Genomic DNA, 24,291 nt, shown 5'->3' with positions numbered 1-24,291 from the left:
GTAAGCGGTAGGTCATCCGTTCGATTCGGATAGTCGGCACCAATTTCCGTTTGGCATTCCATGCCATGCGGCCTAATGCCAGGCAGGGCGAATGCGAGCGCAATTCCTGTATGAACAAGTCGGATTAAAAATTTTCTGGACAACTCGTCTCAATTTGTATCAAATAGTGACTGAGCCTTTACTGGCTCTTTCAGGGAGTGTGCAATTCACCCAGGTCGACATCGACCTGGGTTTTTTTTCGCCTCCGTTTTTCGTTTCCACTTTTCGCCTCTTTTTCTCTCATCTTTTCCTCTCACTTACCGCCCATGCCTGCGGCTAGGGGCAGATGCTGTCGGAGACTCTGAGAGACAATAGATCTGTCTCAAGCCCGGTATCTGCGTATGTCCTCTCCCCCCCCTCGCACCGATTGGCCTCAGGCCATCGTTCTGCACAAGTTATCTCGCGTGCTCGAACTCACCTATGCCGACGGAACGCAATACCTCCTGCCGTTTGAGCTGATGCGAGTCTTTTCGCCGTCTGCCGAGGTACGCGGGCACGGGCCTGGGCAGGAAACCTTGCAGACTGGCAAGCGTCTCGTCGAGATTGATAGTGTGATGCAGGTCGGGAACTACGCCATCCAGCCGCACTTCTCGGACGGCCATGACAGCGGCATCTACAGTTGGGACTATTTGCACTTCCTGGGGCAAAACCAGGAGTCGCTCTGGGCCGACTATCTGAACCGCCTACAGGCTGCCAGTGCCGACCGCGACGCGCCCATGCCCGAGGCAACGTCCAACGCGCACCACTGCTCGTCTCACTGACCCTCATATTGAGTTTCCCATGTCCGATACCCACTCCACCTCCACCACCCATTTTGGCTACCAGCAGGTCGCCGAAGATGAAAAAGCTGCGCGCGTGCGGGGTGTGTTCGATTCGGTCGCGTCGCGCTATGACGTGATGAACGATTTGATGAGTGGCGGCCTGCACCGCGTCTGGAAGGCGTTCACGATTGCCGTCTCGGGTGTGCGCACAGGTCAGCGCGTGCTGGATGTCGCTGCGGGAACCGGCGATCTGTCGCGCGCGTTCGCCCGCAAGGTCGGGCCCACGGGCCTGGTGGTGATGAGCGACATCAATGGCTCCATGCTGCGGGCGGGCCGAGACCGGCTCATCGACTCTGGCGTGCTGGTGCCAACGGTCTTGTGCGATGCTGAAAAGCTGCCCTTCCCAGACGCGCAATTCGATCTGGTGAGCGTGGCATTCGGTCTGCGCAACATGACCCACAAAGATGCGGCTCTGCGTGACATGCAGCGTGTGCTCAAGCCGGGCGGCAAATTGCTCGTACTAGAGTTTTCCAAGCCCTGGACGCCGTTGCGCGGGGCCTACGACCTCTACTCTTTCCAGGTTTTGCCGCGCCTGGGCAAGATGGTTGCGGGCGATCCGCAGAGCTACCAATACCTGGCCGAATCCATCCGTATGCACCCGGATCAGGAAACCCTCGCCGGTCTGATGCGAGATGCGGGTTTCGGCCATGTCGATTGGCACAACCTCACGGCTGGCGTCGTCGCGCTACACATCGGGCAGAAATTTTGAGCTGACGCAATGCAAAACGCGCGCATTGAACTTTTCCATCGATCTGGTAACAAAATGTCAACTCTTCTCGACTTTCTGGAACTTGCATGAAAACGAACGGTTTGCTTCGCACCCTTATGACTTTCGGCCTGACGCTGACTCTCGCTCTGGGTCTCGCACTGAGCGCCGTCGATGCGCATGCCAAACGCATGGGCGGCGGCAAGAGTATGGGGCGGCAGAGCAATGCCGTTACGCAGCGCGAAGCGGCACCGCCGCAACAAGCCGCGCCCGCCGCCACGCGTCAGCAGGCCGCGGCCACACCGCCCGCCAAGCAGCCCAGCCGCTGGGGTGGCATTCTCGGCGGTCTGGCTGCCGGTCTGGGTCTTGCAGCGCTGTTCCACGCACTCGGCTTCGGCGGCGCGCTGGGCTCCTTCCTCGGCTCGGCGCTGATGATCGGTCTGCTCGCGCTGGCCGCGTTCTGGATTTTCAATTTGCTGCGCCGCAAGTCCAGCACCAACAAGTCCGCCCAGCCCATGCAATATGCAGGCGCTTCGCAGGGCTATGCGCAGGCGCCCCTGGGCGTCGAAACGCAGATGCCGGCGCAATGGACACCTGGCGCCGGTTCGCAAAACGCAAGTGTGGCTGGCATTCCTGCCGATTTTGATCGCGAAGGGTTTCTGGCGAGCGCCAAGCAGCACTACACCCGCTTGCAGCAAGCCTGGGATGCGGCTGATCTGAACAGCCTGAAAACCTTCACCACCGCCGAGATGTACGACGCCTTGGCTGCCGATTTGCAGCAGCGCGGCATGACGCCCAACAAGACGGAAATCGTCACCCTCGAAGCCTCCCTGCTTGCGCTGGAAGAGACCCCGGCCGAATACATCGCCAGCGTCGAGTTCTCCGGTCTGGTGCGCGAAGAAACCTGGGGTGGCGCGAGCCCAGTGCGCGAGGTGTGGAACCTGGTTAAACCTCGCGATGGCTCCAGCGGTTGGCAACTGGCCGGTATTCAGCAGTTGAATTGACGCGCCGAATCTACCCTGCAACTCGCTCACCCTACGCCGCAGTCGCGCAAGCGCTGCGGCGTTTTTCATGCAGCGCTTGCTGCGACCGAATTCCTCAACGGAGACAGACTCCTAGAATGCGTCATTAAACGCCATTCCTCATGCGCATTCCCGACATTCAGCCCTTGATTCCCGATCGCACTTCGCTGGTGCGCAGACTGCAGTACCTGGTCTTGCCAGCGCTCAATCATCTGCTCGCTGCCGACCCGCACGCCCAGGGCAAGCTTGGCGCCCATGCAGGCAAGAAGGTGGTGTTCACCGCAATGGGTATTGATTTGCCGTGGGAGATCGAACCGGAAGGTTTGCTGCGCGCCGCAACGTCAGCCGTGCCCGGCAATGATGAGGCCGACCTGCACATCACCCTCGATCTGGACGCCTTGCGTGAGGCCATCGCCAAGCGCGCGCCGCTGAATCTGACGGGCGCCCGCATCACCGGTGACGCCGAGCTTGCTCAGACGCTGTCCTGGCTGATGGCGCATGTGCGCTGGGATGCGGAAGACGATCTCGCGCAACTCGTCGGCGACATTCCCGCACACCGCATTTCCCGGGCCGGGCAAAAGCTGGCGACACAGGGGCAGCAAACCTGGACACGTACCCACAACGATGCGCGCGACTGGTTTGCCGCGAGCCCGCGCGCGCTGGTCAGCCGCGGGGAATTGGCGCAGATGCAGGATGAAGTGCGCGAATTGCGCGATCAAGCCGCACGGCTGGAAAAGCGTCTCGCTCTGTTGCGCAAGCAATTCGGCGCCCGCGAGAACTGAACGACCCATGCGCCGCCTGCTCCGCCTGCTGAAGATTGTTTCCGTCATCCTGCGCCACGGCCTGGACGAAATGGCGCTGTCGAGCTTCCGCCATCCCTGGCTGCGCCGACTCTCCCGCATGCTCAGCTTCGGGCGTCCGCTCAATCGCCCGCGCGGCGAGCGTTTGCGTCTGGCGCTGGAGAGTCTGGGGCCGATTTTTGTCAAATTCGGCCAAGTGCTTTCAACCCGCCGCGACCTGCTGCCACCCGACATCGCCGACGAACTCGCCAAGCTTCAGGACAACGTGCCCCCGTTCGACTCCGAGGTCGCCGTAGCCATCATCGAGCGTTCGTTCGGCAGACCCATCGATACCTTGTTTGCCACCTTCGAGCGCAAGCCGGTGGCCAGCGCCTCCATCGCGCAGGTGCATTTCGCCACCTTGCCCTTGCAACAGGGCGGCGCCGAGGTGGCGGTCAAGGTGCTGCGCCCGGGCATGCACAAAGTCATTGAAGAAGACCTTGCGTTGATGCACACCATGGCTGCCTGGGTGGACCGGCTATGGAGTGAGGGCAAACGCCTGAAGCCGCGCGAAGTGGTCGCTGAATTCGACAAATACCTGCATGACGAGCTCGACCTGGTTCGCGAGGCGGCCAATGGCACGCAACTGCGGCGCAATATGGCTTCGCTCGACTTGCTGCTGATTCCCGAGATGCACTGGGAGCTGTGCCGCAGCGACGTGATCGTGATGCAGCGCATGTACGGCGTGCCGATCGGCCGCGTCGATGCGCTGCGCGCTGCCGGCGTCGATTTCAAGCAACTGGCCAAGGCCGGGGTGGATATCTTTTTCACCCAGGTGTTCCGCGACGGGTTCTTTCATGCCGACATGCACCCGGGCAACATCATGGTCAGCCTGCAACCCGAGACATTCGGCCGCTATATCGCGCTGGACTTCGGCATTGTCGGCACCCTGTCCGACTTCGATAAAGACTATCTGGCGCAGAACTTCATTGCTTTTTTCCGCCGCGATTACAAGCGCGTGGCCGAACTGCATGTGGAGTCTGGCTGGGTGCCGGCCGATGCCCGCATCGACGAACTCGAAGCGGCGGTGCGCAGCGTTTGCGAGCCGCAGTTCGCCCGCCCGCTGAAAGACATTTCGCTCGGCCAGGTGCTGCTGCGGCTGTTTCAGGTTTCGCGCCGCTTCAAGGTGGAAATCCAGCCCCAACTCGTGCTGCTGCAAAAAACCCTGTTGAACGTCGAAGGGCTGGGTCGCCAACTCGACCCCGATCTCGATCTCTGGACGACAGCGCAGCCCTTTCTCGAAAAGTGGATGAAAAGCCAGGTGGGCTGGCCTGCCTTCCGCGACAAGTTCAAGAACGAATCGACCCGCTACGCGCAATACCTGCCGGAAATCCCTCGCCTGCTGCATCAGGCACTGCTGGCGCAGGAAAAGCGCGACGACCCCGTGCTGCGCGAACTGCTGCAGGAACAACGGCGGACCAATGCCCTGCTGCAGACGTTGATGGCGTTCGTCGTCGGCTTCATCGTGGCCGTACTGCTGCTCGCCGCGGTGGACAGCCGCTGGCTGCAATTTCTGTTTTAACGTCCCTCTGCCATGCTCATGCCACAACGCACATTACCCGACGGTAGCGCCATCCCCGCACTGGGGCTGGGCACTTGGCGTATGGGCGAACGCGCCGAGGCGCGCGCCGCTGAAATCCTTGCGGTGCGCGAAGCGCTGCGCATGGGATATCGCCTGATCGACACCGCCGAGATGTACGGCGAAGGCGGTGCCGAGAGCATGCTGGGCGAAGCACTACGGCTGGCGTTTGCCGCTGGCGAGGTGCAACGCGGAGACCTCACCATCGTCAGCAAGGTGTACCCGCACCATGCCAGCGCCCGCGGGGTGGTCGAGGCCTGCGAACGCAGCCTGCAGCGCTTGAAGCTCGACCGCATCGATCTATACCTGCTGCATTGGCGCGGCGAGTATGCGCTGGCTGAAACGCTGGCCGGGTTTGCCCAGCTCCAGAGCCGCGGTTTGATCCGTCACTGGGGCGTGAGCAATTTCGATGTGGCTGATCTGGAAGAGCTGTTTGCGCTGCCAGGCGGATCGGCCTGCGCCACCAATCAGGTCTATTACAGCCTGGGCGCGCGCGGCGTGGAGTTCGATCTGCTGCCCTGGCAGGCGAGCCACCGGCTGCCGCTCATGGCCTACAGCCCCATTGATCAAGGCGCGCTCGGAGGCCACCCCGCAGTGCAGACGATCGGCCGGCGGCTCGGCGTCAGCGCGGCTCAGGTGGCGCTGGCCTGGGTGCTGCGCCAGCCCGAGGTCGTTGCCATTCCCAAGGCCGTGCGTACCGCGCACCTGCAAGACAATCTGGCCGCGGCCGAGTTGCAACTCTCGACAAGCGATCTGCAAGCTTTGGACGCCGCCTTTGTCCCGCCAGGCCGCAAACAGCCTCTGGCCATGATTTGACCGCTGTGTTTGAGCTGTATGCTTGCCGCGCCTGGCGCGTCTGGGCACAATGCCTTCGTCCCCTGCAATCAACTACATCATGTCTGACACACAAATCCGCGACACCCTGCAGCGCCTGCACACCGTGCTGCAATCGCAACCCGCCCTCGACCCCGAGCTCAAGAGCCTGCTGCAAACCCTGGATCGCGACATTCAGGCCGCACTCGATCGCAAGCAGACCGAATCGGCTCCCGCGCAGAACGACGATCTCGCGGAACAGGCGCAAACCCTGGCCACCCGTTTCGCCGCCGAGCACCCGAATGTCGATCTGGTCCTGCGCGAACTGCGCAGCCTGCTGCTCGGCCTTGGGCTATAAAAACACCCGCTGCGCTGAAAGATCGCGGGCCATACGAATGGCCGCAATCAGGCTGGAGGGGTCGGCCAGATCGCGTCCGGCGATGTCGAACGCCGTACCGTGATCAGGGCTGGTCCGCACGAAGGGCAGCCCCAGCGTGACGTTTACGCCCTGCTCCACGCCGAGATACTTCACCGGAATCAGGCCCTGATCGTGATACATCGCCACCACGATGTCGAAGGCACCCGGGTGCTCGGGCGGTGCGTGACGCGCCCGCATGAACACGGTATCGGGCGGGTAAGGCCCGCTGGCGGCGATGCCTTCGCTGCGCGCCTGAGCGATCGCCGGGGCGATGATCCGCTCTTCCTCGTCGCCGAACAGGCCTGACTCGCCCGCGTGCGGGTTCAGCCCGGCAACGGCGATGCGCGGCTGCGCCAGCCCCCAGCCACGGGCAGCCTGATGGGCGATGCGCAAAGTCTGCAAAACGGCTTCGGTCGTCACCGCATCGATGGCCTGCCGCAAGGCCATGTGCACAGTCACCAGCACGGTCTTGAGTTGCGCGTTGGCCAGCATCATGCGCACGGGTACGCCGCCCGCGATGTGCTGCAGGATTTCGGTATGCCCGGGAAAGTTCACGCCCGCGGCATGCAGCGCCGCTTTGTGGATGGGCGCCGTCACCACGGCGGCCACCCGGCCCGCGAGGGCGTCTTGGGCCGCGGCTTCGATGCACGCATAGGCCGCCGCACCGGCGCGGGCGTCCACCTGCCCGATGACCAGATCGGCAGGCAAGGCGATGATGGGCAGCACGGGAATGGCCCCACGCGGAACCTCCTTCCACTCTGCCAGCTCGTCGAGTTCCACGATGGACGGACGGCTGCTGTCGGGTGAAAACCGCAGGGCGCGCACCGTGCGAGCCAGCCAGGCCGCATCGCCATAGACCACGCACCCGTTCGCCTCGCCTTGCGCAAACGCCCGTACGAGGATTTCAGGGCCGATACCGCAGGGGTCGCCCAGAGTCAGGGCAATGGGACGGCTGGGCGACGATTCAGGCGGGGTTGTCGAGGTCGATGAAGACATGGTCGAGTCCGTAGTGAGCGGCCAGATGGTCGCCGAGCGCACGAATGCCGTCGCGCTCGGTGGCATGGTGGCCGCAGGCCAGATAAGTAATGCCCATTTCACGCGCGAAATGCGCCGTGGGTTCGGAAATCTCGCCGCTGACAAAGGTGCGCGCACCGGCAGCCCAGGCGTCTTCGATCCAGTCCTGCGCGCCGCCGGTGCACCAGGCCAATGTCCCGACAGGCGCATCGGCCTCGCCCACCACCAGGGGCGTGCGCCCCAGATCGCGCGCAACGGCCTGCGCGAGTTGGCCGACCGTCGCCTGCGGCGCGCTGCCCAGACAGCCCAGTTGCTGTTTGCCGAAGCGGCCCTGCACCGACCAGCCCAGACGCCGCGCCAGCATGACGTTGTTGCCGACTTCGCAGTGCGCGTCGAGCGGCAGGTGATAGGCGAACAGGTTGAGATCAGCGGCGAGCAGCAGCCCCAGGCGCTTGCGCTTCTGGCGGATGATGCGTGGATCTTCGCCGCGCCAGAAATAGCCATGATGCACCAGCAGCGCATCGGCCCGCAGCGCGATGGCGCGCTCGATCAGCGCCAGGCTTGCCGTAACGCCGGTGACGATGCGCGCAATCTCTTCACGACCCTCGACCTGTAGGCCGTTTGGGCAATAATCGGTAAAACGCGCGCAATCGAGGTAAGTGTCGATTTCGCCCTGCAAATGGTCTCTGCGCATGGTGGCCTTGAAGCGTGATGACGCGCCGCCATGTGGGGAGACATCTCCTCACTCGGTCTTTTGTATGCGACGCCTCTGGCTGCTATTTTCCCAGACTGTGACGATTGCGCTCGCCGCGCTGTTCGTCGTCTCCACCCTCAAGCCGGAATGGGTGCGTTTCGGCGCCCCGGTTTCCACGCTGGCCAACGCGCCGGCCGTCGTCACCATTCAGGACGCCCCGGCTGCGCCTACCGCTCTGCCCGCCGCAGGCAGCTATAGCGCGGCGGCGCTCAAGGCCATGCCGGCCGTCGTATCCATCACCACCTCGAAGGCTCCGCGCCGTCTGCCGGGCCGTGACCCTTGGCTACGCCAGTTTCAGGGCAGCCGCCAGCCGACCGTCGGCCTCGGTTCGGGCGTGATCGTCAGCCCGGACGGCTACATCCTCACCAACAACCACGTCATCGAAGGCGCGGACCAGATCGAAGTCAAGCTGGCCGATGGACGCGAAGCCCGGGCCACCCTGGTCGGGCGCGATCCCGATACCGATCTCGCGGTGCTGCGCATCGGGCTGAACAAGCTGCCGGTCATCACTTTCGGCAGCGATGCCAACGCACATGTGGGCGATGTGGTGCTGGCCATCGGCTACCCGTTCGGCGTGGGCCAGACCGTCACGCAGGGCATCATCAGCGCCCTGGGCCGCACCCAGCTGGGCATCAACACCTTTGAGAACTTCATCCAGACCGATGCCGCCATCAACCCCGGCAACTCCGGCGGCGCGCTGGTGGACGCCAACGGCAACCTCATCGGCATCAACACCGCCATCTTCTCGCGCAGCGGCGGCTCGCTGGGTATCGGTTTCGCCGTACCCGTCTCAACGGCGCGCAATGTGATGCAACAGCTCATCAGCACCGGGCAGGTGGTGCGCGGCTGGATCGGCGTGGAACCTCAGGACGTGACCGATCAGCTCGCTCGCACCCTGAATCTCCCGCATCCGGAAGGCGTGGTGATCATCGGCGTGCTGCGCAAAGGCCCGGCTGACGAGGCGGGTGTGCGCCCTGGCGATGTGGTGCTCGATGTGGCGGGCAAACCGGTGATCAACACCGGCCAGTTGCTCAACGCCGTGGCCGCGCTCAAGCCCGGAAGCGAAGCCGCGATTCAGGTGCTGCGCGGCGGCAAAACCACCACCTTGCAGGTCCGCATCGGCACCCGACCGCAGAACATCAGCCAGACGCCGCCCGCCGAAGACGGCGAAGGCGTGCTGCCCTGAGAAAAAAAAACGATGTGCGCAGTGCTCAGGCTGCTGGCGACTGCGCGTCTTTTTCTTCGTCGGAAGGCGGCGCCGAATACTTGACCAGATACTTCGCGGCGAGGATGCCGACCTCGAACAGCAGAATCATCGACAGCGCCAGCGAAGTCTGCGACACCACATCCGGCGGGGTGACGATGGCCGCCACAATGAACGCCACCACGATGAAATAGCTGCGCCACGATTTGAGCTGCTCAACCGTCACCAGCCCGAAGCGCACCAGCACCATGAGCACCACCGGCACCTCGAACGCCGTGCCGAACGCCATGAACATGGTCAGCATGAAACTCAAGTACGCCTCGATGTCCGGGGCGGCGGTGATCACTTTCGGGGCAAACCCCTGAATGAAGGTGAACAGACGCCCGAACACGAAGAAGTAGCAAAACGCCACCCCCATGTAAAACAACAGCGTGCTGCTGATGATCAGCGGCATGACCAAGCGCTTTTCATGGGTGTAGAGGCCGGGCGCAACAAAGGCCCAGACCTGATAGAGCACCGCAGGCAAGGCGATCATGAACGCCACCAGCAGCGTGACCTTGATGGGCACCACAAAAGGCGAGATCACGCCAATGGCGATCATCGTCGAGCCCTTGGGCAGATGCGCGATGAGCGGTTGGGACAGCAGGTCGAACAGACCCGAAGGGCCGGGGTAGATCGACAGCACGATGAACACCACACCGATGGCCGCGATGGCGCGGACGAGCCGGTTGCGCAGTTCGACCAGATGCGTGATGAACGGCTGCTCGGCCTCGGGGCTGTCCGGTGTCACTGTTTTCTTGGGGTCAGACACGGGCGATGCACTCGTTTGCAAAGAGAAGATGGAACAGGCAGAAGGGGTAGCAGAAGAGGCGCCGCATCAGCACGGCGATCAGCGTTTGACGCGATAACGCGCCATGCGCGCCGCACCCGACAAGGCCTGGGTGCGCACACGCGCCTGCCGCCGGTACCACTGCGGAACCGTATTGCCCGAGAGCTTTTTTCGCTTCTTGGTCGGATAGTCCGGGCTGGGCAGACTGGGGGACGAAAAACCATCGGCCATGGAAGGCTCTGACTCGCCACTCAGACCCGACGTGGCTTCCTTCCAGGCATCGTCAAAACTCCCCTGAACCTCGGCCACGTTGTCGCTCACCGACTTTTTCATATCTTGCGCCGCGGTCTCAAGGGACGATTTCACGTTGCGCAGTTCTTCAAGATCGATTTGACGATTGACCTCGGCTTTCACGTCTGCCAAGTAGCGCTGCGCCCGGCCCAGCAGATTGCCCGCAGTGCGAGCCACGCGCGGCAATTTTTCGGGCCCCAGAACGACGAGCGCTACCACGCCGATCAAGCCGATTTCGGACATTCCGATGTCAAACATGGGCGGTCAGTGGGAGCAATGGCGCAGCAGGAGGGCCGAGCAAGAAAAGAGATGCGGAAAAAATAGGGGCAAGACAAAAAACCGGCATCGCTGCCGGCTCGCGGTGAGGGCCAATTTCAGGAAGACGACTTCTCTTTGGCTTGCACGTCAATGGCTTCCTTCTTGGCGCTAGCTTCAGCGGCAAACTGCTTGTCGGCCTCGGCAGGTTTGTCATCTGCGCTGGCATCGCGCATGCCGTCCTTGAAGCCTTTCACCGCAGAACCGAGGTCGGAACCCATGTTCTTCAGCTTCTTGGTGCCGAACACCATCATCACAATCACCAGCACGATCAGCCAGTGCCAAATGCTAAATGAGCCCATGTTTTACTCCTTCGCCGCAAAAAAATTAAGGGGCCTGTTTTTTCCACGGACGGGGGCCGCCCATAACGTGCAAGTGCAGGTGAAACACTTCCTGCCCTCCGTTCTGGCCGGTGTTGATGACGGTACGAAAACCATCATCACAACCCTGCTCACGCGCCAGTCGGGGTACAAGCTGCAACATTTTACCGAGTAAAGCATTGTGCTCAGTACCCACATCGAACAAAGACGATAGATGCAGTCGGGGAATGATCAGGAAATGGACGGGCGCGGCCGGGTGAATGTCGTGAAATGCGACCACATCCTCGTCCTGGTACAGCACTTTGGCGGGCAGTTCACCCGCGGCGATTTTGCAGAAAATGCATTGGGAATCAGTCATGGCGGGACGGCAACAACGAGGGAAAAGATTCAGAGAGAAGGACGCACCTGCTTGCGCTCGGTGAGCTTGAGCCAGCCTTTGACCACACGGTAGATGGTCCAGAAATACACCACGGCCAGCACCAGAAACCCCAGGCCGAAAACCCAGATCAGGGCAAAGCCGAGAACCGACCAGAATAGCGCCCACCAGAAGGTGCGAATCTGCCAGCGCAGGTGATTTTCCACCCAGGTGCCGCGGGCGTCATCGAGCTTCACATAGTCGATGATCACGCCGATGACCGCCGTGATGCCCCAGAAAAAACTCAACGCCTGCAGCACATAGACGACCAGTGCCATCGTTTTGAGCCCCTCGACGTCTTGAGGGCCGGGTTGATCGATGATGATTTTTGGATCGTTCATGGCGCCGTGCTCAGGGGTTAGCCGCGCGTGCGGCAAACTCGGCCAGACCCGACCTGCCTTCGCGACGCTCCAGTTCGGCAAGCACTTGCTGCGGCGTGAGGCCATGCTGGGCCAAGGCGATCAGACTGTGGAACCACAGGTCAGCGGTCTCATACAGAATTTTCTCCGCCTCGCCATCCTTGGCCGCCATGACGAGTTCGGTGGCTTCTTCGCCGATTTTTTTCAGAATGGCGTCTTCGCCCTTGTGAAACAGCCGCGCCACATAAGACGCGCTCGGGTCGGCCCCTTTGCGGCTGACGATGGTGGCGTAGATGCGCTCCAGCACCGCGCGGGAGTCGGCGGACCCGGCCGCGTCAGCCTGCCCATGCGCGGCCGCGCCGTCATAGATCTGTGCCGGGTCTTTCAGTACCGGATCGGCCTCCTTCCAGTGGCCGTGATCGAGGCTGTTGAAAAAACAGGACTCCCGCCCGGTGTGGCAGGCGATGCCGCCCGCCTGCTCCACCTGCAGCAGCACCACGTCGCCGTCGCAATCGAGGCGGATGTCGCGCACGGTCTGTACATGGCCGGATTCTTCGCCCTTGTGCCAAAGCCGGTGCCGCGAGCGCGACCAATACACCGCTTCGCCGCGTTGGTGCGTCAGTTGCAGGGCCTCACGGTTCATCCAGGCGAACATGAGCACGCGCCCGGTGTGCGCATCTTGCGCGATGGCGGGCACAAGCCCGCGGGCGTCCCATTTGACTTGATCGAGCCAGTTCATGGAATGGATTTTAGGCGCTCCACCCCCGCGCTGGCCCAGCAGTTTGCGCACGAAGCTCACAGCGACAAATCGGGCCGCATGGCAATGCCGCGCCCAGCCAGATGTTGCTTGGCCTGCCCCACGGTGTATTCGCCATAGTGGAAGATGCTGGCGGCGAGCACGGCGTCGGCGTGGCCTTCGAGAAACCCTGCGGCCAGATGATCGAGATTGCCCACGCCGCCCGAGGCGATGACGGGCACGCTCACCGCGTCTGACACGGCGCGGGTGAGCGCCAGATCGAAGCCGATCTTGGTGCCGTCGCGGTCCATGCTGGTGAGCAGGATTTCACCGGCCCCGGCGCGCACCATGTCCGCGGCCCACTGTACGGCGTCGAGCCCGGTCGCCTTGCGGCCGCCGTGGGTGTAGACCTCCCAGCCCTCGCCGTCGGTGCGGCGCTTGGCGTCGATGGCCACGACGATGCATTGCGCGCCATATTTGGCCGAGGCATCGGAGATGACTTGCGGGTTGGCCACTGCGGCGGAGTTGAAGCTGACCTTGTCGGCCCCAGCATTGAGCAAGCGGCGCACGTCGTCCACGGTGCGCACGCCACCGCCCACGGTGAGCGGAATGAAGACCTGCGACGCAACCGCCTCGATCTGGTGCAGCAGCAGATCGCGGGCGTCGCTAGTGGCGGTGATGTCGAGAAAGGTGAGTTCGTCCGCGCCCTGGGCGTTGTAGCGGGCGGCGATTTCCACCGGATCGCCGGCATCGCGCAGTCCGACGAAGTTGACGCCCTTGACCACGCGGCCGCCGTTCACGTCGAGACAGGGGATGATGCGTTTGAACAGCATGATGGGGTCGCTTAGAGCCGCGTCAGCGGCTGGTGACGTAGCGTTGGGCGGCGGCGAAATCGAGCGCGCCGGTGTAGATGGAGCGGCCGCAGATCACGCCTTCGACGCCGCTGCTTTCCACCGCGCAGAGCTTTTCGATGTCGTCCATGCCCGACAGGCCGCCGGAGGCGATGACCGGCACGTCGAGTGCTTCCGCCAGACGCACCGTCGCCTCGATATTGATGCCGGTGAGCATGCCGTCGCGGCCGATGTCGGTGTAGATCACGCCTTCGATGCCATAGTCTTGGAACTTGCGTGCCAGATCGGCAACTTCGTGGCCGGTGAGTTTGCTCCAGCCATCGGTGGCGACTTTGCCGTCGCGGGCGTCGAGGCCGACGATGATGTGCCCGCCGAAGGCGCTGCAGGCATCCCGAAGGAAACCAGGGTTCTTCACGGCGGCCGTGCCGATGATGACAAAGCTCAGGCCTTGGTCGAGATAGGCCTCGATGGTGTCGAGATCGCGGATGCCGCCACCGAGTTGCACCGGAATCTCATCGCCCACCTCGTCGAGAATCGCGGCAATGGCCTCGGCATTGCGCGGTTTTCCAGCGAAGGCGCCGTTGAGATCAACCAGATGCAGGCGTTCAGCGCCCTGGTCGATCCAGTGCCGAGCCATGGCAGCGGGATCTTTGGAGAACACCGTGGCGCCTTGCATTTCACCTTGTTCGAGGCGAACGCACTGGCCGTCCTTGAGGTCGATTGCCGGAATGAGCAGCATGATGTCAGGGCAGTGGAAAGAGATCAGAGATCAGAACTGAAAGGTCAGAACAGGAAGCAATGCAGGAAACTCGGCTTCACCGGCAACTCAGGGCGACCAGTGTAGAAAATTGCGATACAGCATCAGCCCCGCGTCGGCGCTTTTTTCGGGGTGAAACTGGGTGGCGAACAGATTGTCGCGCGCCACCGCGCTGGCAAACCGCACGCCATACTCGGTTTCGCCCGCACTGTGGCTGCCGTTTTGCGGCGCGGCGTAAAAGCTGTGGACGAAGTAGAACGCCGCGCCATCGGGCACCTGTGCCCATAGCGGATGCAGCGCCCCACGCGTATCGCGCCCCTGCCACACCGCGTTCCAGCCCATATGCGGCACTTTGTAGCGGCTGCCATCGGGCTGAAACTGGCCGTCGAGCTCGAAGCGTTGCACCTGGCCGGGAATCAGACCGAGTCCATCGACATGACCTTCGGTGCTGTGATCGAGCAGCATCTGCATGCCCACGCACACGCCGAACAGCGGTTTGCTGGCGGCGGCTTGCAGCACGGCATCCTGCAGGCCGGATTCGCGCAACTCGCGCATGCAGTCGGGCATGGCGCCCTGGCCGGGCAGCACCACGCGGTCGGCCGCGCGCACCACGGCGGGGTCGGAGGTCACGACCACGTCAAACTCGGAACCTGCGGCAACATGCGCCACAGCTTGCGACACCGAGCGCAGATTGCCCATGCCATAGTCCACAACGGCAACGCGTTTCATCGATTCAGGAAAGGAGGCGGTTTGACTTCAGGAAGCAGCGCGAAAGACAGAAAGGCAAGAGCAAGTCTCTGATGCCAATTTACAGCGGCCAATTTACAGCGAACCTTTGGTCGAGGGAATCACTTCGCCCATGCGGGGATCGCGCTCGGCGGCTGCACGCAGGGCGCGACCGAAGGCCTTGAACACGGTTTCGCACTGGTGATGAGCGTTGTCGCCGCGCAGATTGTCGACATGCACGGTGATGGCGGCATGGTTGACCAGTCCCTGAAAGAATTCGTGGGCCAGATCGACGTCGAATTCACCAATCATCGCACGGGTGAATGGCACCTGCCATTCCAGGCCGGGGCGGCCTGAAAAATCGATGACCACGCGGCTCAGGGCTTCATCGAGCGGCACATAGGCATGGCCGTAACGACGGATGCCCTTCTTGTCGCCGATGGCGCGCGCCAGCGCCTGGCCCAGCGTGATGCCGACATCTTCGACCGTGTGATGCGCGTCGATATGCAGGTCGCCCTTGGCCTGGATGTCGAGGTCGATCAGTCCGTGCCGGGCGATCTGGTCGAGCATGTGGTCAAAAAAGCCAACACCCGTGGACAGTTTGGAGACGCCCGTGCCATCGAGGTTGATGGAGACGGTGATTTGCGTCTCGGCGGTGTTGCGGGAAACCTGAGCAGTGCGCATGGGAAAGTGGCGTGAAAACGGCGGTCGACAGGCGGCCAATAGGCGCAATCGTAACGTCAGCGGGGCGCGGGCGTCTGTTCGGTGATGGTGTCGTAGGCGTTCAGCAAGGCTTCACACTGCTGCGGGGTGCCGATGGTGATGCGCAGGAAGTCGGCAATGCGCTGCGGGCGCGCGAACTGCCGCACGAGAATACGGTGCTCGCGCCACTGCGCCGCCAGCCGTGCGCCCTCGTGTGCGGGGTGGCGCGCGAACAGGAAATTCGCCTGGGAGGGCAGCACCTCGAAACCGCGCGCGCGCAGGCCTTCGCTCAACGCCTCGCGGCTGGCCTGAATGCGTGCGCAGGTCTGGGCCAGCCACGCGGCATCGGTCATGGCGGCCGTGGCGCCGGCCAGCGCCAGACGGTCGAGGGGATAGGAGTTGAAGCTGTCTTTAACCCGGCTGAGTGCATCGATCAGATCGGGGTGACCCAGCGCATAGCCCACGCGCAAGCCGGCCAGCGCCCAGGCCTTGGACAGGGTACGGATCACCAGCAATTGCGGATAGCGATCGATCAGCGCGGCGGCGGTCTGCGCACCGAAATCGACATAGGCCTCATCGACCACCACCACGGAATCGGGATTGCCCGCCAGCAGACGTTCCACTTCCGCGAGGGGCAGCGCCATGCCTGTCGGGGCATTCGGATTGGGGAAAATGATGCCGCCGTTCGGCCCGGCCTGCAGATAGTCATCGACCGCAATCGAGAAATCGGCGCGCAGCGCGATCTCGCGGGTCTCGATGCCATACAGGCGAGCGTAGACGGGATAGAAGCTGTACGAAATATCGGGGTGCAGCAGCGGCGCCGTGTGCCGCAGCAAGGCCATGAAGGCATGGGCCAGCACTTCGTCCGATCCGTTGCCGACAAACACTTGCTCAGGCTTCAGCCCGTGATGGTGCGCGATCGCCGCCTTGAGCCCTGCGGCCTGCGGATCGGGGTAGAGGCGCAAGTCGCCCGTGGTCTGCGCCGCGATGGCCCGCAACACCAGGTCGCTGGGCGGATAGGGGCATTCATTGGTGTTGAGCTTGATCAGCCCGTCGATGCGCGGCTGTTCGCCCGGCACATAAGGGGTCAGACCGTGAACGACTTCGCTCCAGAATCGGCTCATGGCATTTTCGTCTCAGCGCAGCCGCATTTCGGCGGCGCGGGCGTGCGCGGTGAGGCGCTCGCCGTGGGCCAACACGCTGGCAATGCGGCCGAGTTTCTGCGCGCCCTCGGCGCTGACCTCGATGATGCTGGAGCGCTTGATGAAGTCGTAAACCCCCAGCGGCGAGGAAAAGCGCGCCGTGCCCGAAGTGGGCAAGACATGGTTGGGCCCGGCGCAGTAGTCGCCCAGCGATTCGGAGGTGTACGCCCCGAGGAACAGCGCGCCGGCGTGCTTGAGCGCGGGCACGTACTGGTGCGGGTCTTTGGCGGAAATTTCCAGGTGTTCCGGCGCGATGCGGTTGGCCAGCTCGCAGGCCTGCGCCATATCGCGCACCTGCACCAGCGCACCACGGCCGTTCAGCGAGGCGGTGATGATGTCCTTGCGCGGCATGTCGGGCAGCAGCCGGTGGATCGCCTCGGCCACGGCGTCGATGTAGGCCGCATCCGGGCACAGCAAAATGCTCTGCGCCAGCTCGTCGTGCTCGGCCTGGCTGAACAGATCCATCGCCACCCAGTCGGGCGGCGTGCTGCCGTCGGCCAGCACCAGTATCTCGGAGGGCCCGGCGATCATGTCGATGCCGCAGACGCCGAACACCCGGCGCTTGGCCGCGGCCACATAGGCGTTGCCGGGGCCGACGATCTTGTCCACCGCGGGCACGGTGGCCGTGCCGTAGGCCAGTGCGCCCACCGCCTGCGCGCCGCCGATGGCGAAGGCCCGGCTCACGCCGGCCACGGCCGCCGCGGCCAGCACCAGCGGATTGCGCTCGCCGTCAGGGGTGGGCACGACCATGATGATCTCTTGCACGCCCGCCACATGCGCCGGAATGGCGTTCATCAGCACCGAGGAGGGATAGGCGGCCTTGCCGCCGGGCACATAGATGCCCACACGGTCGAGAGGCGTGACCTTCTGTCCGAGCAGCGTGCCGTCTTCGTCGCGGTACTCCCAGCTCTGGCCCACTTGCTGCAACTGGCGCTCGTGGTAGCGGCGCACCCGCGAGGCGGCTACTTCGAGCGCGCTGCGCTGCTCCGGGGTGATGGCGGCAAGCGCGGCCTGCAGTTCGGCCTGGCTGATTTCGAGCGCTGCCATGTCGGGCGCATCGAGGCGGTCGAACTTGCGCGTGCAGTCGAGCACGGCGGCATCGCCGCGCTGCTGCACGTCGCGCAGGATGTCGGCCGCACGGGCATCGATCTCGGCGTTTTCATCGGCCATGCGGGCAAACAGGGCGCGGTATTGGGTCTCGAAGTCGAGACCGGTGGCGTCGAGCCTGCGCAGCGGCAGGGCATGGAGCGGCATATTCATGCGGCGGTCTCCTCCGGCGTCTGCGCGGCTTCGCGCAGTTGGTCGATCAGGGGCTTGAGCAAAGCCGTGCGGGTTTTGAGCGCGGCCTGGTTGACGATGAGACGCGCTGAGATGTCCATGATGTGCTCGACTTCGACCAGGCCATTGGCCTTGAGCGTGCCACCGGTGGACACCAGATCGACGATGGCATCGGCCAGCCCGGTGAGCGGCGCCAGCTCCATCGAGCCGTAGAGCTTGACCAGATCGACGTGCACGCCCTTGGTGGCGAAATGCTCGCGCGCCATGTGCAGGTATTTGGTCGCCACCCGCAGACGCGCGCCCTGTTTGACCTGGCCTGCGTAGTCGAAATCATGCCGCACCGCCACACTCAGGCGGCAGCGGGCAATGCCCAGATCGACCGGCAGATACAAGCCGTCCGCCCCGCTGCCGGCGAAGTATTCGCGCAGCACGTCCAGCCCGGCCACTCCGATGTCGGCGCCGCCGTAGCGCACATAGGTGGGCACATCGCTGGCCCGCACCAGCACCACGCGCACATCCGGCCGATTGGTCGGAAGGATGAGTTTGCGCGTGGACTCGGGATCGCCCGACACCGTGATGCCCGCCCGCGCCAGCATGGGCAGGGTGTCTTCGAAAATTCGTCCCTTGGACAGTGCGAGGGTCAGCATGTCGGTTTCCTTACTTGCCGCTGATGCGGTCGCTGATACGTTCGATCTGCGCGCCCAGGCCGCGCAGCTTGACCTCCATGGCGTCATAGCCGCGGTCGAGGTGATAGATGCGGTCGATCACGGTTTCGCCTTCGGCCGCCAGCGCCGCCACCACCAGGCCGGCCGAGGCGCGAAGGTCGGTCGCCATGACGGTAGCGCCCGAAAGCTGCGGCACGCCATGCACCACGCAGGTGTGACCGTCGATATCGATCTGCGCGCCCAGCCGCATGAGCTCCTGCACATGCATGAAGCGATTCTCGAAAATGGTTTCCGTCATGCGCGCGGCACCGTCTGCCAGGCAGTTGACCGCCATGAACTGAGCCTGCATGTCGGTGGCAAAGCCGGGGTATTCGGTCGTGCGCACGGAGACGGCGCGCGGACGGCCGCCGGGCAGCGCATCGGCCCGCAGGCGTATCCAGCCCTCGCCAGTGTCGATCTGCGCGCCGGCTTCGCGCAGCTTGTCGAGCAAGGCGTCCTGATGTGCCGGTTCAGCGCCCTGCACCGTCACATCGCCCCGCGCGGCCAAGGCGGCGCACAGAAAAGTGCCGACTTCGATGCGGTCGGGGATGATGCGGTGCGACGCGCCGTGCAAGGCGTCCACACCCTGAATGCGAATCTGCGAGGTGCCGTCGCCGCTGATCTGCGCGCCCATGGCACGCAGCAAATTGGCGAGATCGACAATCTCGGGCTCGCGCGCCGCGTTGTCGATCAGGGTCTCGCCCTCGGCCAGCGTGGCGGCCATCATCAGGTTTTCGGTGCCCGTCACCGTGACCATGTCGGTGCTGATGCGCGCGCCGCGCAAACGGCCGGAAGGCGTCGCCACGCGGGCCACGATATAGCCGTGTTCCACCGCGATGTCCGCCCCGAGCGCCTGCAAGCCTTTGATGTGCTGATCCACCGGGCGTGCGCCGATGGCGCAGCCTCCGGGCAGACTCACCCGCGCCTGGCCGAATCGCGCCAGCAAGGGCCCGAGCACCAGCACCGAAGCCCGCATGGTCTTGACCAGCTCATACGACGCCTCGTAGTGATTCACCGCCGCAGCACTGAGGCGGATCTGCCCGCCGTCCTGTTCGACCTGAGCGCCCAGGCTGCGCAGCAGTTTGGCCAGGGTGCGCACATCCATGAGCTGCGGCGCGTTGCTCAACTGCACCGTCTCGGCGGTGAGTAGCGCGGCGGCGATCAGCGGCAGCGCGGCGTTCTTCGCCCCACTGGCCTGCACCACGCCTTGCAGCGTGCGCTGCCCGGTGATTCTGAGTTTGTCCATGATGACCTTCAGCTCGGCAGTCTTGCGCTACCCAGCAGCACGCATAGTCGCGTGCGAAAAAGGCAGGATTCTAGGCGTTCGGTAATGCCGCGAATTCCTGCGGGGTGAGCGTTTTCATGGACAGCGCGTGAATTTCCGCGCGCATGCGCTCGCCGAGTGCCCCGTAGACCAGTTGGTGCCGCTGCACCCGGTTGCGTCCTTCGAAAGCCGCGCTGACGATGGTGGCGTAAAAATGCTGGCCATCACCTTCGACGTGCAGATGACTGCACTCCAGCCCCGCGGCGATGTAGCGGTGGAGGTCTTGGGGGGTGGGAAGAGACATGGGGTTCAGTTCCGAAGTTTGGTGCCGCGCACCAGCATGGCCAGGGCGATGCCGCCGCAAAGCAGGTTACCCAGCAGCGCCGCCAGCAGACTGACCCAGGGCGAGACGTCGCCCGAGCCGAAAAAGCCATAGCGGAAGCCGTCGATCAGATAGAAAAACGGGTTGAGGTGGGAGGCCAGTTTCCAAAAACCCGGCAGGCTGTGCACCGAGTAGAACACGCCCGACAGAAACGTCGCGGGGGTGATGATGAAGTTCTGGAAGGCGGCCATCTGGTCGAACTTCTCCGCCCAGATACCGGCAATCAAGCCGAGCGCACCCAGCATGCTGGCCCCCAGAATGGCAAAGACCAGAATCCACAGCGGATACACAAAGGTCAGCGGCACGAACCACATCGTCACCAGCAGCACCCCGGCGCCGACCATCAGCCCCCGCAGCACCGAAGCGCCCACATAGGCCGCGAACAGTTCCCAGGGTTTGAGCGGCGACAGCAGCACGAACACCAGATTGCCGGTGATCTTGGACTGTATGAGCGAAGACGAGGTGTTGGCGAACGCGTTCTGCAGCACGCTCATCATCATCAGGCCGGGGATGAGGAAGGCGGTGTACGGCACATGCCCAAACACTTGCAGGTGCGCCGTGAATGCGTGGGAGAAAATCAACAGATAGAGCAGCGCCGTGACCACGGGGGCCGCCACAGTCTGGAAGCCCACTTTGAGAAAGCGCTGCAGTTCTTTCTGCAGCAGGGTGTGCAGCCCGGTCATCGCGCAGCTCCGATCAATTCGAGAAATACATCTTCGAGGTCGGCGCGGCGCAGTTCCAGTTCATCGATCTCGCAGCCCGCCTGGCGCAGCGCGGCGAGCTTGGCCTCCACGTCCTGCGCGCCCCGCACGGCTAGCGCCACGCGCCCGCCCTGATCGGCTCCCAGCCCCTCGGGCAAGCGCCCCTTGAGCAGGCGGAAGTACAGCACGGACGAGGCAAACCGCTGCAGCAGCGCCTCGGTGCGATCAAGCGCAACCACCTTGCCGCCCTTGATCACCGCGATGCGTTTGCACAGCGCCTCGGCCTCTTCGAGATAGTGCGTGGTGAGCAGCACGGTATGGCCTTCGGCATTGAGCCGGGCGATGAACTCCCACAGCGATTGCCTCAGCTCGACGTCCACACCCGCCGTGGGCTCGTCGAGCACGATGACCTGTGGCCGGTGCACCAGCGCCTGCGCCACCATCACGCGGCGTTTCATGCCGCCGGACAAAGCTCGCATGTTCTTGTCTGCCTGCGCGGTGAGTCCGAGGTTGTGCAGCAATTCGTCGATCCACAGATCGTTCTGCCTGAAGCCGAAATAGCCCGATTGAATGCGCAGCACCTGGCGCACGGTGAAAAACGGGTCGAACACCAGTTCCTGCGGCACGACGCCCAGCAGACGGCGGGCCGCCGCGGCGTCGCGCTGCACATCAAAACCGGCCACCCGCACATGACCCGAAGACGGGCGCGTGAGGCCGGCCAGCATGCTGATGAGCGTGGTCTTGCCCGCGCCGTTGGGGCCGAGCAAGCCGAAGAACTCGCCGTCGGCGATGTCGAGCGCAACGCCATCGACGGCCAGGTTCTGGCCGTACTGCTTGACGACGCGATCAAATGAAACAGCAGGAGGATTTGATGACATGAGCGATGAACAGCGCCCGTGCGGAGTGGACGCGATGCGCCGCTCCGCACGGGCGAGAAAAATCAGGGGTGCTCAGCTGCCGGGCCGAACAGAAACTCAAGCCCGTAGGCCTGCGCCAGATCACGCAATCGGGCGGGAATGGCATTCACTTCGAGGGCTTCCTGAGGGGCGGCACGGCGCAATTCGAGCAGGAGGGCCAGCGCGGCGGAGTCGAAGGTCTGCAAGGCGCCCGCATCGACCACCCAAGGCGTTGACTGCGCACCTGAAGTCTCACCTAAGGCCGCCAGCGCCTGGCGCCGCACGGCCGAGGCGGTATCGAGGGTCAGATCGGCAGGCAGGGCGTAAACCGGCATGGTGAAATCCAGATCAGCCCTTGGCCTGGGCGAGGTTCTGGTTTTTTTCCTTCAGCGTGGCGATCAGCCCATCGATGCCTTTTTGCCCGATCTCCTGGGCGAACACGCTGCGGTAGTTGTCGACCAGCCAGATACCCATGACGTTGACATCGGTGATCTTCCAGCCTGCCGGGGTGTTCTCCAGGCGGTAGTCGAGTTGCAGCGGTTCGCCGTTGTTGATCACGCGGGTGCGCACCGTCACATCCTGCGCATTCGCGGGCTCACGATAAGGCAGCATCTTGACCTTCTGATCCTTGATCTGCTTGACGGCGCCGGCGTAGGTATAGACCAGCAGTTGTTTGAACTGCTGCTCCAGCGCGCTACGCTGCGCAGGAGTGGCTTCGCGCCAGTAGCGCCCCACGGCGCTCTGGGTGATTTTCTGGAAGTCCACATTGGGCAGAATTTTCTGCTCGACAAACTGCATCACGACTTCCGGGTTGCCGCTGCGCAGCTTGGGATCTTGCTGCACGTCGCGGAGGATTTCGTTGGACATGGACTCGATCAGTTGCGGTGGAGTTTGCGCGTCTGCGGCCTGGGCGAGCACGGGCGCCCCGGCGAGAAAGGCTGCAGCGCTCAGAGATAAAGCCATGAAGTGGCGTCGAAGCATGGGAGGTTCTCCAGTTCTTGTGTTGTGTCGATTAACGCGCCGCCGCCCCTGAGGATGACAGCGGCAGTCGGGTCAGTGCGAGGGGGCGTCTGCCTTGGCGTCCGATTTCGCCGCGCTGGCCGAGGCAGTCGGCGTCGGGGAGGCAAAACTCATCAGGCCTCCGTTCGCGTCGCCGTAGCTGTATTTGGCCAGCGGATTGGGCTCGCCCAGATCGATAATGGGCCGGTCGCGCACCTCTTCAACCTGGGATTTGCGGCGCTGTTCATAGGCGCTGCGTGTGAATACGTAGGGATCGAGCGCAATCTGGTCGAACAGATTGGAGGCGTTGAGCAGATTGGCGCGGGTATTCACCAGATTGAGCGCCAGCGCGCCGTAGCTGGCGCTGGGCGGGCTGATCTGCGCCGTTGGGCCATAAGCGAGAAACACGCCGGTGCCAGCGGCATCGCGCACCGAACTCGGCCCGTAGAACGGCAGCACCACGTACGGCCCGGAACCCACGCCCCAGCGCGCCAGCGTGAGCCCGAAGTCGTTGGGATGTTTGTAAATGCCCATCTCGGTAGCGATGTCGAGGGTGCCAAACAGACCGAACACCGAGTTGACCCCAACGCGCATAAAGGTGCTCAGGCCATCGTGCACATTGCCCTGCAGAAAATCATTGGTCATCGACCACACATCGCCAAAATTGCCGAAGAAATTGGTCACGCCGTGGCGAATCGGCGTGGGCGTGATGTCCTTATAGCCGGTGGCAACCGGTTTGAGCACGGCCTTGTCGACCTTGTCATTGATGGTGAACATCGCCCGGTTGTAGGGCTCAAGCGGGTCTTGCGGGTTGTGCGTGGCACAACCACCCAGAGTGGCCAGCGCCAGCAACGGCAGAAGTCGCGCGGCTTGATTCATTTGCTGTCCCCCGCCCCGCTCGATGCGGCCTTGTTGTAGAGGAATTGACCAATCAGATTTTCGAGCACCACGGCCGATTGGGTATTGCGGATCACCGAGCCGTTGGCAAGATTCTTTTCACTGCCGCCGGGGCTGAAGTCAATGTATTGATCGCCCAGCAAACCGGCCGTCAGAATCTTGGCCGAGGTATCCACAGGGAATTTGAAGCGCTGATCGATAGCCATATGCACATCGGCCTGGAAAGTCTGATTGTCAAACGTGATGGACGTCACCCGCCCCACCACCACGCCCGCGCTCTTGACCGGCGCGTCCGCCTTGAGGCCGCCGATATTGTCAAACCGGGCCGTCACCGTATAGGTCGGCCCCCAGTTGATCTGCAGCAGATTACCCGCCTTGAGCGCCAGAAACAGCAAGGCGGCAGCTCCCAGCACAACGAGTATGCCCACCCACAGATCGATTTTTCGTTGATTCATTTG

At 63.4% G+C, this 24,291-nt stretch carries 31 protein-coding genes; 8 read left to right on the top strand and 23 right to left on the bottom strand.

Annotated elements, in window-relative coordinates:
- The first annotated feature begins 380 nt into the window (after positions 1-380).
- From AC2VLV_RS09135 to AC2VLV_RS09105, 7 genes are all read left to right on the top strand, one after another.
- Positions 381-800: a gamma-butyrobetaine hydroxylase family protein gene (locus AC2VLV_RS09135; protein ID WP_486989691.1), complete on the top strand. Its 420-nt coding sequence runs from the start codon at positions 381-383 to the stop codon at positions 798-800.
- 19 nt (positions 801-819) lie between these two features.
- Positions 820-1,569 (top strand): bifunctional demethylmenaquinone methyltransferase/2-methoxy-6-polyprenyl-1,4-benzoquinol methylase UbiE, encoded by a 750-nt coding sequence (ubiE, locus tag AC2VLV_RS09130; RefSeq protein ID WP_486989690.1) that lies wholly within the window; start codon positions 820-822, stop codon positions 1,567-1,569.
- Between the two features lie 86 nt (positions 1,570-1,655).
- Complete coding sequence (locus AC2VLV_RS09125) at positions 1,656-2,570, top strand: Tim44 domain-containing protein (RefSeq protein ID WP_486989689.1); 915 nt, start codon at positions 1,656-1,658, stop codon at positions 2,568-2,570.
- Positions 2,571-2,710: 140 nt separating this feature from the next.
- Positions 2,711-3,370, top strand: coding sequence for a ubiquinone biosynthesis accessory factor UbiJ (locus AC2VLV_RS09120; protein ID WP_486989688.1), 660 nt, complete (start codon positions 2,711-2,713; stop codon positions 3,368-3,370).
- Positions 3,371-3,377: 7 nt separating this feature from the next.
- Entirely contained in the window at positions 3,378-4,949 is a 1,572-nt protein-coding gene (ubiB, locus tag AC2VLV_RS09115) for a ubiquinone biosynthesis regulatory protein kinase UbiB (RefSeq protein WP_486989687.1), read from the top strand.
- Between the two features lie 12 nt (positions 4,950-4,961).
- Positions 4,962-5,822 (top strand): aldo/keto reductase, encoded by an 861-nt coding sequence (locus AC2VLV_RS09110; RefSeq protein ID WP_486989686.1) that lies wholly within the window; start codon positions 4,962-4,964, stop codon positions 5,820-5,822.
- Positions 5,823-5,901: 79 nt separating this feature from the next.
- Complete coding sequence (locus AC2VLV_RS09105; protein WP_486989685.1) at positions 5,902-6,177, top strand: DUF4404 family protein; 276 nt, start codon at positions 5,902-5,904, stop codon at positions 6,175-6,177.
- Here AC2VLV_RS09105 and pdxA read toward each other — a convergent pair.
- Both pdxA and AC2VLV_RS09095 read right to left on the bottom strand, forming a co-directional pair.
- A complete protein-coding gene (gene pdxA, locus AC2VLV_RS09100; protein ID WP_486989684.1) occupies positions 6,172-7,233 on the bottom strand; it encodes a 4-hydroxythreonine-4-phosphate dehydrogenase PdxA in 1,062 nt (353 codons plus the stop codon). The genes AC2VLV_RS09105 and pdxA overlap by 6 nt on opposite strands.
- On the bottom strand, positions 7,202-7,945 hold the full coding sequence (locus tag AC2VLV_RS09095; RefSeq protein WP_486989683.1) for a Nif3-like dinuclear metal center hexameric protein: 744 nt from the start codon (positions 7,943-7,945) through the stop codon (positions 7,202-7,204). The genes pdxA and AC2VLV_RS09095 overlap by 32 nt, the downstream gene beginning before the upstream one ends.
- Before the next feature lie 64 nt (positions 7,946-8,009).
- Here AC2VLV_RS09095 and AC2VLV_RS09090 point away from each other — a divergent pair, with 64 nt between their 5' ends.
- Positions 8,010-9,191, top strand: a complete 1,182-nt coding sequence (locus AC2VLV_RS09090) for a S1C family serine protease (protein ID WP_486989682.1) — start codon at positions 8,010-8,012, stop codon at positions 9,189-9,191.
- 25 nt (positions 9,192-9,216) lie between these two features.
- On the opposite strand, the gene tatC is transcribed toward AC2VLV_RS09090, so the two are convergent.
- The 21 genes from tatC to mlaD form a co-directional block, all read right to left on the bottom strand.
- Entirely contained in the window at positions 9,217-10,020 is an 804-nt protein-coding gene (gene tatC / locus AC2VLV_RS09085; protein WP_486989681.1) for a twin-arginine translocase subunit TatC, read from the bottom strand.
- 78 nt (positions 10,021-10,098) lie between these two features.
- Positions 10,099-10,587, bottom strand: a complete 489-nt coding sequence (tatB, locus tag AC2VLV_RS09080) for a Sec-independent protein translocase protein TatB (RefSeq protein ID WP_486989680.1) — start codon at positions 10,585-10,587, stop codon at positions 10,099-10,101.
- Positions 10,588-10,703: 116 nt separating this feature from the next.
- Positions 10,704-10,946, bottom strand: coding sequence for a Sec-independent protein translocase subunit TatA (gene tatA, locus AC2VLV_RS09075; RefSeq protein ID WP_486989679.1), 243 nt, complete (start codon positions 10,944-10,946; stop codon positions 10,704-10,706).
- A gap of 25 nt (positions 10,947-10,971) precedes the next feature.
- On the bottom strand, positions 10,972-11,322 hold the full coding sequence (locus AC2VLV_RS09070) for a histidine triad nucleotide-binding protein (protein ID WP_486989678.1): 351 nt from the start codon (positions 11,320-11,322) through the stop codon (positions 10,972-10,974).
- A gap of 29 nt (positions 11,323-11,351) precedes the next feature.
- Positions 11,352-11,720 (bottom strand): DUF4870 family protein, encoded by a 369-nt coding sequence (locus tag AC2VLV_RS09065; RefSeq protein WP_486989677.1) that lies wholly within the window; start codon positions 11,718-11,720, stop codon positions 11,352-11,354.
- Positions 11,721-11,730: 10 nt separating this feature from the next.
- The gene (gene hisIE / locus AC2VLV_RS09060) at positions 11,731-12,486 is read right to left on the bottom strand and encodes a bifunctional phosphoribosyl-AMP cyclohydrolase/phosphoribosyl-ATP diphosphatase HisIE (protein ID WP_486989700.1); all 756 of its coding nucleotides are present in this window, start codon (positions 12,484-12,486) and stop codon (positions 11,731-11,733) included.
- Positions 12,487-12,533: 47 nt separating this feature from the next.
- Entirely contained in the window at positions 12,534-13,307 is a 774-nt protein-coding gene (hisF, locus tag AC2VLV_RS09055) for an imidazole glycerol phosphate synthase subunit HisF (RefSeq protein ID WP_486989676.1), read from the bottom strand.
- Between the two features lie 22 nt (positions 13,308-13,329).
- Positions 13,330-14,064 carry a 1-(5-phosphoribosyl)-5-[(5-phosphoribosylamino)methylideneamino]imidazole-4-carboxamide isomerase gene (gene hisA, locus AC2VLV_RS09050; protein WP_486989675.1) on the bottom strand — a complete coding sequence of 245 codons (735 nt, stop codon included), beginning with the start codon at positions 14,062-14,064 and terminating at the stop codon, positions 13,330-13,332.
- Positions 14,065-14,151: 87 nt separating this feature from the next.
- On the bottom strand, positions 14,152-14,811 hold the full coding sequence (gene hisH, locus AC2VLV_RS09045; protein WP_486989674.1) for an imidazole glycerol phosphate synthase subunit HisH: 660 nt from the start codon (positions 14,809-14,811) through the stop codon (positions 14,152-14,154).
- A gap of 93 nt (positions 14,812-14,904) precedes the next feature.
- Positions 14,905-15,492, bottom strand: a complete 588-nt coding sequence (gene hisB, locus AC2VLV_RS09040) for an imidazoleglycerol-phosphate dehydratase HisB (protein WP_486989673.1) — start codon at positions 15,490-15,492, stop codon at positions 14,905-14,907.
- 56 nt (positions 15,493-15,548) lie between these two features.
- Positions 15,549-16,634: a histidinol-phosphate transaminase gene (gene hisC, locus AC2VLV_RS09035; RefSeq protein ID WP_486989672.1), complete on the bottom strand. Its 1,086-nt coding sequence runs from the start codon at positions 16,632-16,634 to the stop codon at positions 15,549-15,551.
- 12 nt (positions 16,635-16,646) lie between these two features.
- Positions 16,647-17,966 (bottom strand): histidinol dehydrogenase, encoded by a 1,320-nt coding sequence (hisD, locus tag AC2VLV_RS09030; protein ID WP_486989699.1) that lies wholly within the window; start codon positions 17,964-17,966, stop codon positions 16,647-16,649.
- A gap of 2 nt (positions 17,967-17,968) precedes the next feature.
- A complete protein-coding gene (gene hisG, locus AC2VLV_RS09025) occupies positions 17,969-18,637 on the bottom strand; it encodes an ATP phosphoribosyltransferase (RefSeq protein WP_486989671.1) in 669 nt (222 codons plus the stop codon).
- 10 nt (positions 18,638-18,647) lie between these two features.
- Positions 18,648-19,940, bottom strand: coding sequence for a UDP-N-acetylglucosamine 1-carboxyvinyltransferase (murA, locus tag AC2VLV_RS09020; RefSeq protein ID WP_486989670.1), 1,293 nt, complete (start codon positions 19,938-19,940; stop codon positions 18,648-18,650).
- A 70-nt stretch (positions 19,941-20,010) separates the two neighbouring features.
- The gene (locus AC2VLV_RS09015; RefSeq protein ID WP_276727690.1) at positions 20,011-20,262 is read right to left on the bottom strand and encodes a BolA family protein; all 252 of its coding nucleotides are present in this window, start codon (positions 20,260-20,262) and stop codon (positions 20,011-20,013) included.
- 5 nt (positions 20,263-20,267) lie between these two features.
- Entirely contained in the window at positions 20,268-21,023 is a 756-nt protein-coding gene (locus AC2VLV_RS09010) for an ABC transporter permease (protein ID WP_486989669.1), read from the bottom strand.
- Positions 21,020-21,919 carry an ABC transporter ATP-binding protein gene (locus AC2VLV_RS09005; protein ID WP_486989668.1) on the bottom strand — a complete coding sequence of 300 codons (900 nt, stop codon included), beginning with the start codon at positions 21,917-21,919 and terminating at the stop codon, positions 21,020-21,022. Before AC2VLV_RS09005 ends, AC2VLV_RS09010 begins: the two co-directional genes overlap by 4 nt.
- Before the next feature lie 62 nt (positions 21,920-21,981).
- Positions 21,982-22,272: an STAS domain-containing protein gene (locus tag AC2VLV_RS09000; protein ID WP_486989667.1), complete on the bottom strand. Its 291-nt coding sequence runs from the start codon at positions 22,270-22,272 to the stop codon at positions 21,982-21,984.
- A 13-nt stretch (positions 22,273-22,285) separates the two neighbouring features.
- Positions 22,286-22,918, bottom strand: coding sequence for an MlaC/ttg2D family ABC transporter substrate-binding protein (locus AC2VLV_RS08995; RefSeq protein ID WP_486989666.1), 633 nt, complete (start codon positions 22,916-22,918; stop codon positions 22,286-22,288).
- 72 nt (positions 22,919-22,990) lie between these two features.
- Positions 22,991-23,815: an MlaA family lipoprotein gene (locus AC2VLV_RS08990; protein WP_486989665.1), complete on the bottom strand. Its 825-nt coding sequence runs from the start codon at positions 23,813-23,815 to the stop codon at positions 22,991-22,993.
- On the bottom strand, positions 23,812-24,288 hold the full coding sequence (gene mlaD / locus AC2VLV_RS08985; protein ID WP_486989664.1) for an outer membrane lipid asymmetry maintenance protein MlaD: 477 nt from the start codon (positions 24,286-24,288) through the stop codon (positions 23,812-23,814). Before mlaD ends, AC2VLV_RS08990 begins: the two co-directional genes overlap by 4 nt.
- Between the last annotated feature and the right edge of the window lie 3 nt (positions 24,289-24,291).

This window comes from Thiomonas sp. TH-17 (genome assembly GCF_057473305.1).
Note: the sequence above shows the minus strand (reverse complement) of the source record. Positions and strands in the feature narration are given on the sequence as shown.

Bases quoted from the DNA above. Each gene is read 5' to 3' on its own strand.
- pdxA (WP_486989684.1), bottom strand. From the start codon at position 7,233: ATGTCTTCATCGACCTCGACAACCCCGCCTGAATCGTCGCCCAGCCGT.
- AC2VLV_RS09010 (WP_486989669.1), bottom strand. From the start codon at position 21,023: ATGACCGGGCTGCACACCCTGCTGCAGAAAGAACTGCAGCGCTTTCTC.
- tatB (WP_486989680.1), bottom strand. From the start codon at position 10,587: ATGTTTGACATCGGAATGTCCGAAATCGGCTTGATCGGCGTGGTAGCG.
- AC2VLV_RS09070 (WP_486989678.1), bottom strand. From the start codon at position 11,322: ATGACTGATTCCCAATGCATTTTCTGCAAAATCGCCGCGGGTGAACTG.
- hisH (WP_486989674.1), bottom strand. From the start codon at position 14,811: ATGAAACGCGTTGCCGTTGTGGACTATGGCATGGGCAATCTGCGCTCG.
- hisA (WP_486989675.1), bottom strand. From the start codon at position 14,064: ATGCTGCTCATTCCGGCAATCGACCTCAAGGACGGCCAGTGCGTTCGC.
- AC2VLV_RS09005 (WP_486989668.1), bottom strand. From the start codon at position 21,919: ATGTCATCAAATCCTCCTGCTGTTTCATTTGATCGCGTCGTCAAGCAG.
- hisB (WP_486989673.1), bottom strand. From the start codon at position 15,492: ATGCGCACTGCTCAGGTTTCCCGCAACACCGCCGAGACGCAAATCACC.
- AC2VLV_RS09110 (WP_486989686.1), top strand. From the start codon at position 4,962: ATGCTCATGCCACAACGCACATTACCCGACGGTAGCGCCATCCCCGCA.
- ubiB (WP_486989687.1), top strand. From the start codon at position 3,378: ATGCGCCGCCTGCTCCGCCTGCTGAAGATTGTTTCCGTCATCCTGCGC.
- hisD (WP_486989699.1), bottom strand. From the start codon at position 17,966: ATGCCGCTCCATGCCCTGCCGCTGCGCAGGCTCGACGCCACCGGTCTC.
- hisF (WP_486989676.1), bottom strand. From the start codon at position 13,307: ATGCTGTTCAAACGCATCATCCCCTGTCTCGACGTGAACGGCGGCCGC.
- AC2VLV_RS09065 (WP_486989677.1), bottom strand. From the start codon at position 11,720: ATGAACGATCCAAAAATCATCATCGATCAACCCGGCCCTCAAGACGTC.
- AC2VLV_RS09095 (WP_486989683.1), bottom strand. From the start codon at position 7,945: ATGCGCAGAGACCATTTGCAGGGCGAAATCGACACTTACCTCGATTGC.
- AC2VLV_RS09000 (WP_486989667.1), bottom strand. From the start codon at position 22,272: ATGCCGGTTTACGCCCTGCCTGCCGATCTGACCCTCGATACCGCCTCG.
- AC2VLV_RS09105 (WP_486989685.1), top strand. From the start codon at position 5,902: ATGTCTGACACACAAATCCGCGACACCCTGCAGCGCCTGCACACCGTG.
- AC2VLV_RS09015 (WP_276727690.1), bottom strand. From the start codon at position 20,262: ATGTCTCTTCCCACCCCCCAAGACCTCCACCGCTACATCGCCGCGGGG.
- AC2VLV_RS09125 (WP_486989689.1), top strand. From the start codon at position 1,656: ATGAAAACGAACGGTTTGCTTCGCACCCTTATGACTTTCGGCCTGACG.
- ubiE (WP_486989690.1), top strand. From the start codon at position 820: ATGTCCGATACCCACTCCACCTCCACCACCCATTTTGGCTACCAGCAG.
- mlaD (WP_486989664.1), bottom strand. From the start codon at position 24,288: ATGAATCAACGAAAAATCGATCTGTGGGTGGGCATACTCGTTGTGCTG.
- hisG (WP_486989671.1), bottom strand. From the start codon at position 18,637: ATGCTGACCCTCGCACTGTCCAAGGGACGAATTTTCGAAGACACCCTG.
- AC2VLV_RS08990 (WP_486989665.1), bottom strand. From the start codon at position 23,815: ATGAATCAAGCCGCGCGACTTCTGCCGTTGCTGGCGCTGGCCACTCTG.
- AC2VLV_RS09090 (WP_486989682.1), top strand. From the start codon at position 8,010: ATGCGACGCCTCTGGCTGCTATTTTCCCAGACTGTGACGATTGCGCTC.
- AC2VLV_RS08995 (WP_486989666.1), bottom strand. From the start codon at position 22,918: ATGCTTCGACGCCACTTCATGGCTTTATCTCTGAGCGCTGCAGCCTTT.
- hisC (WP_486989672.1), bottom strand. From the start codon at position 16,634: ATGAGCCGATTCTGGAGCGAAGTCGTTCACGGTCTGACCCCTTATGTG.
- AC2VLV_RS09120 (WP_486989688.1), top strand. From the start codon at position 2,711: ATGCGCATTCCCGACATTCAGCCCTTGATTCCCGATCGCACTTCGCTG.
- AC2VLV_RS09135 (WP_486989691.1), top strand. From the start codon at position 381: ATGTCCTCTCCCCCCCCTCGCACCGATTGGCCTCAGGCCATCGTTCTG.
- tatA (WP_486989679.1), bottom strand. From the start codon at position 10,946: ATGGGCTCATTTAGCATTTGGCACTGGCTGATCGTGCTGGTGATTGTG.
- murA (WP_486989670.1), bottom strand. From the start codon at position 19,940: ATGGACAAACTCAGAATCACCGGGCAGCGCACGCTGCAAGGCGTGGTG.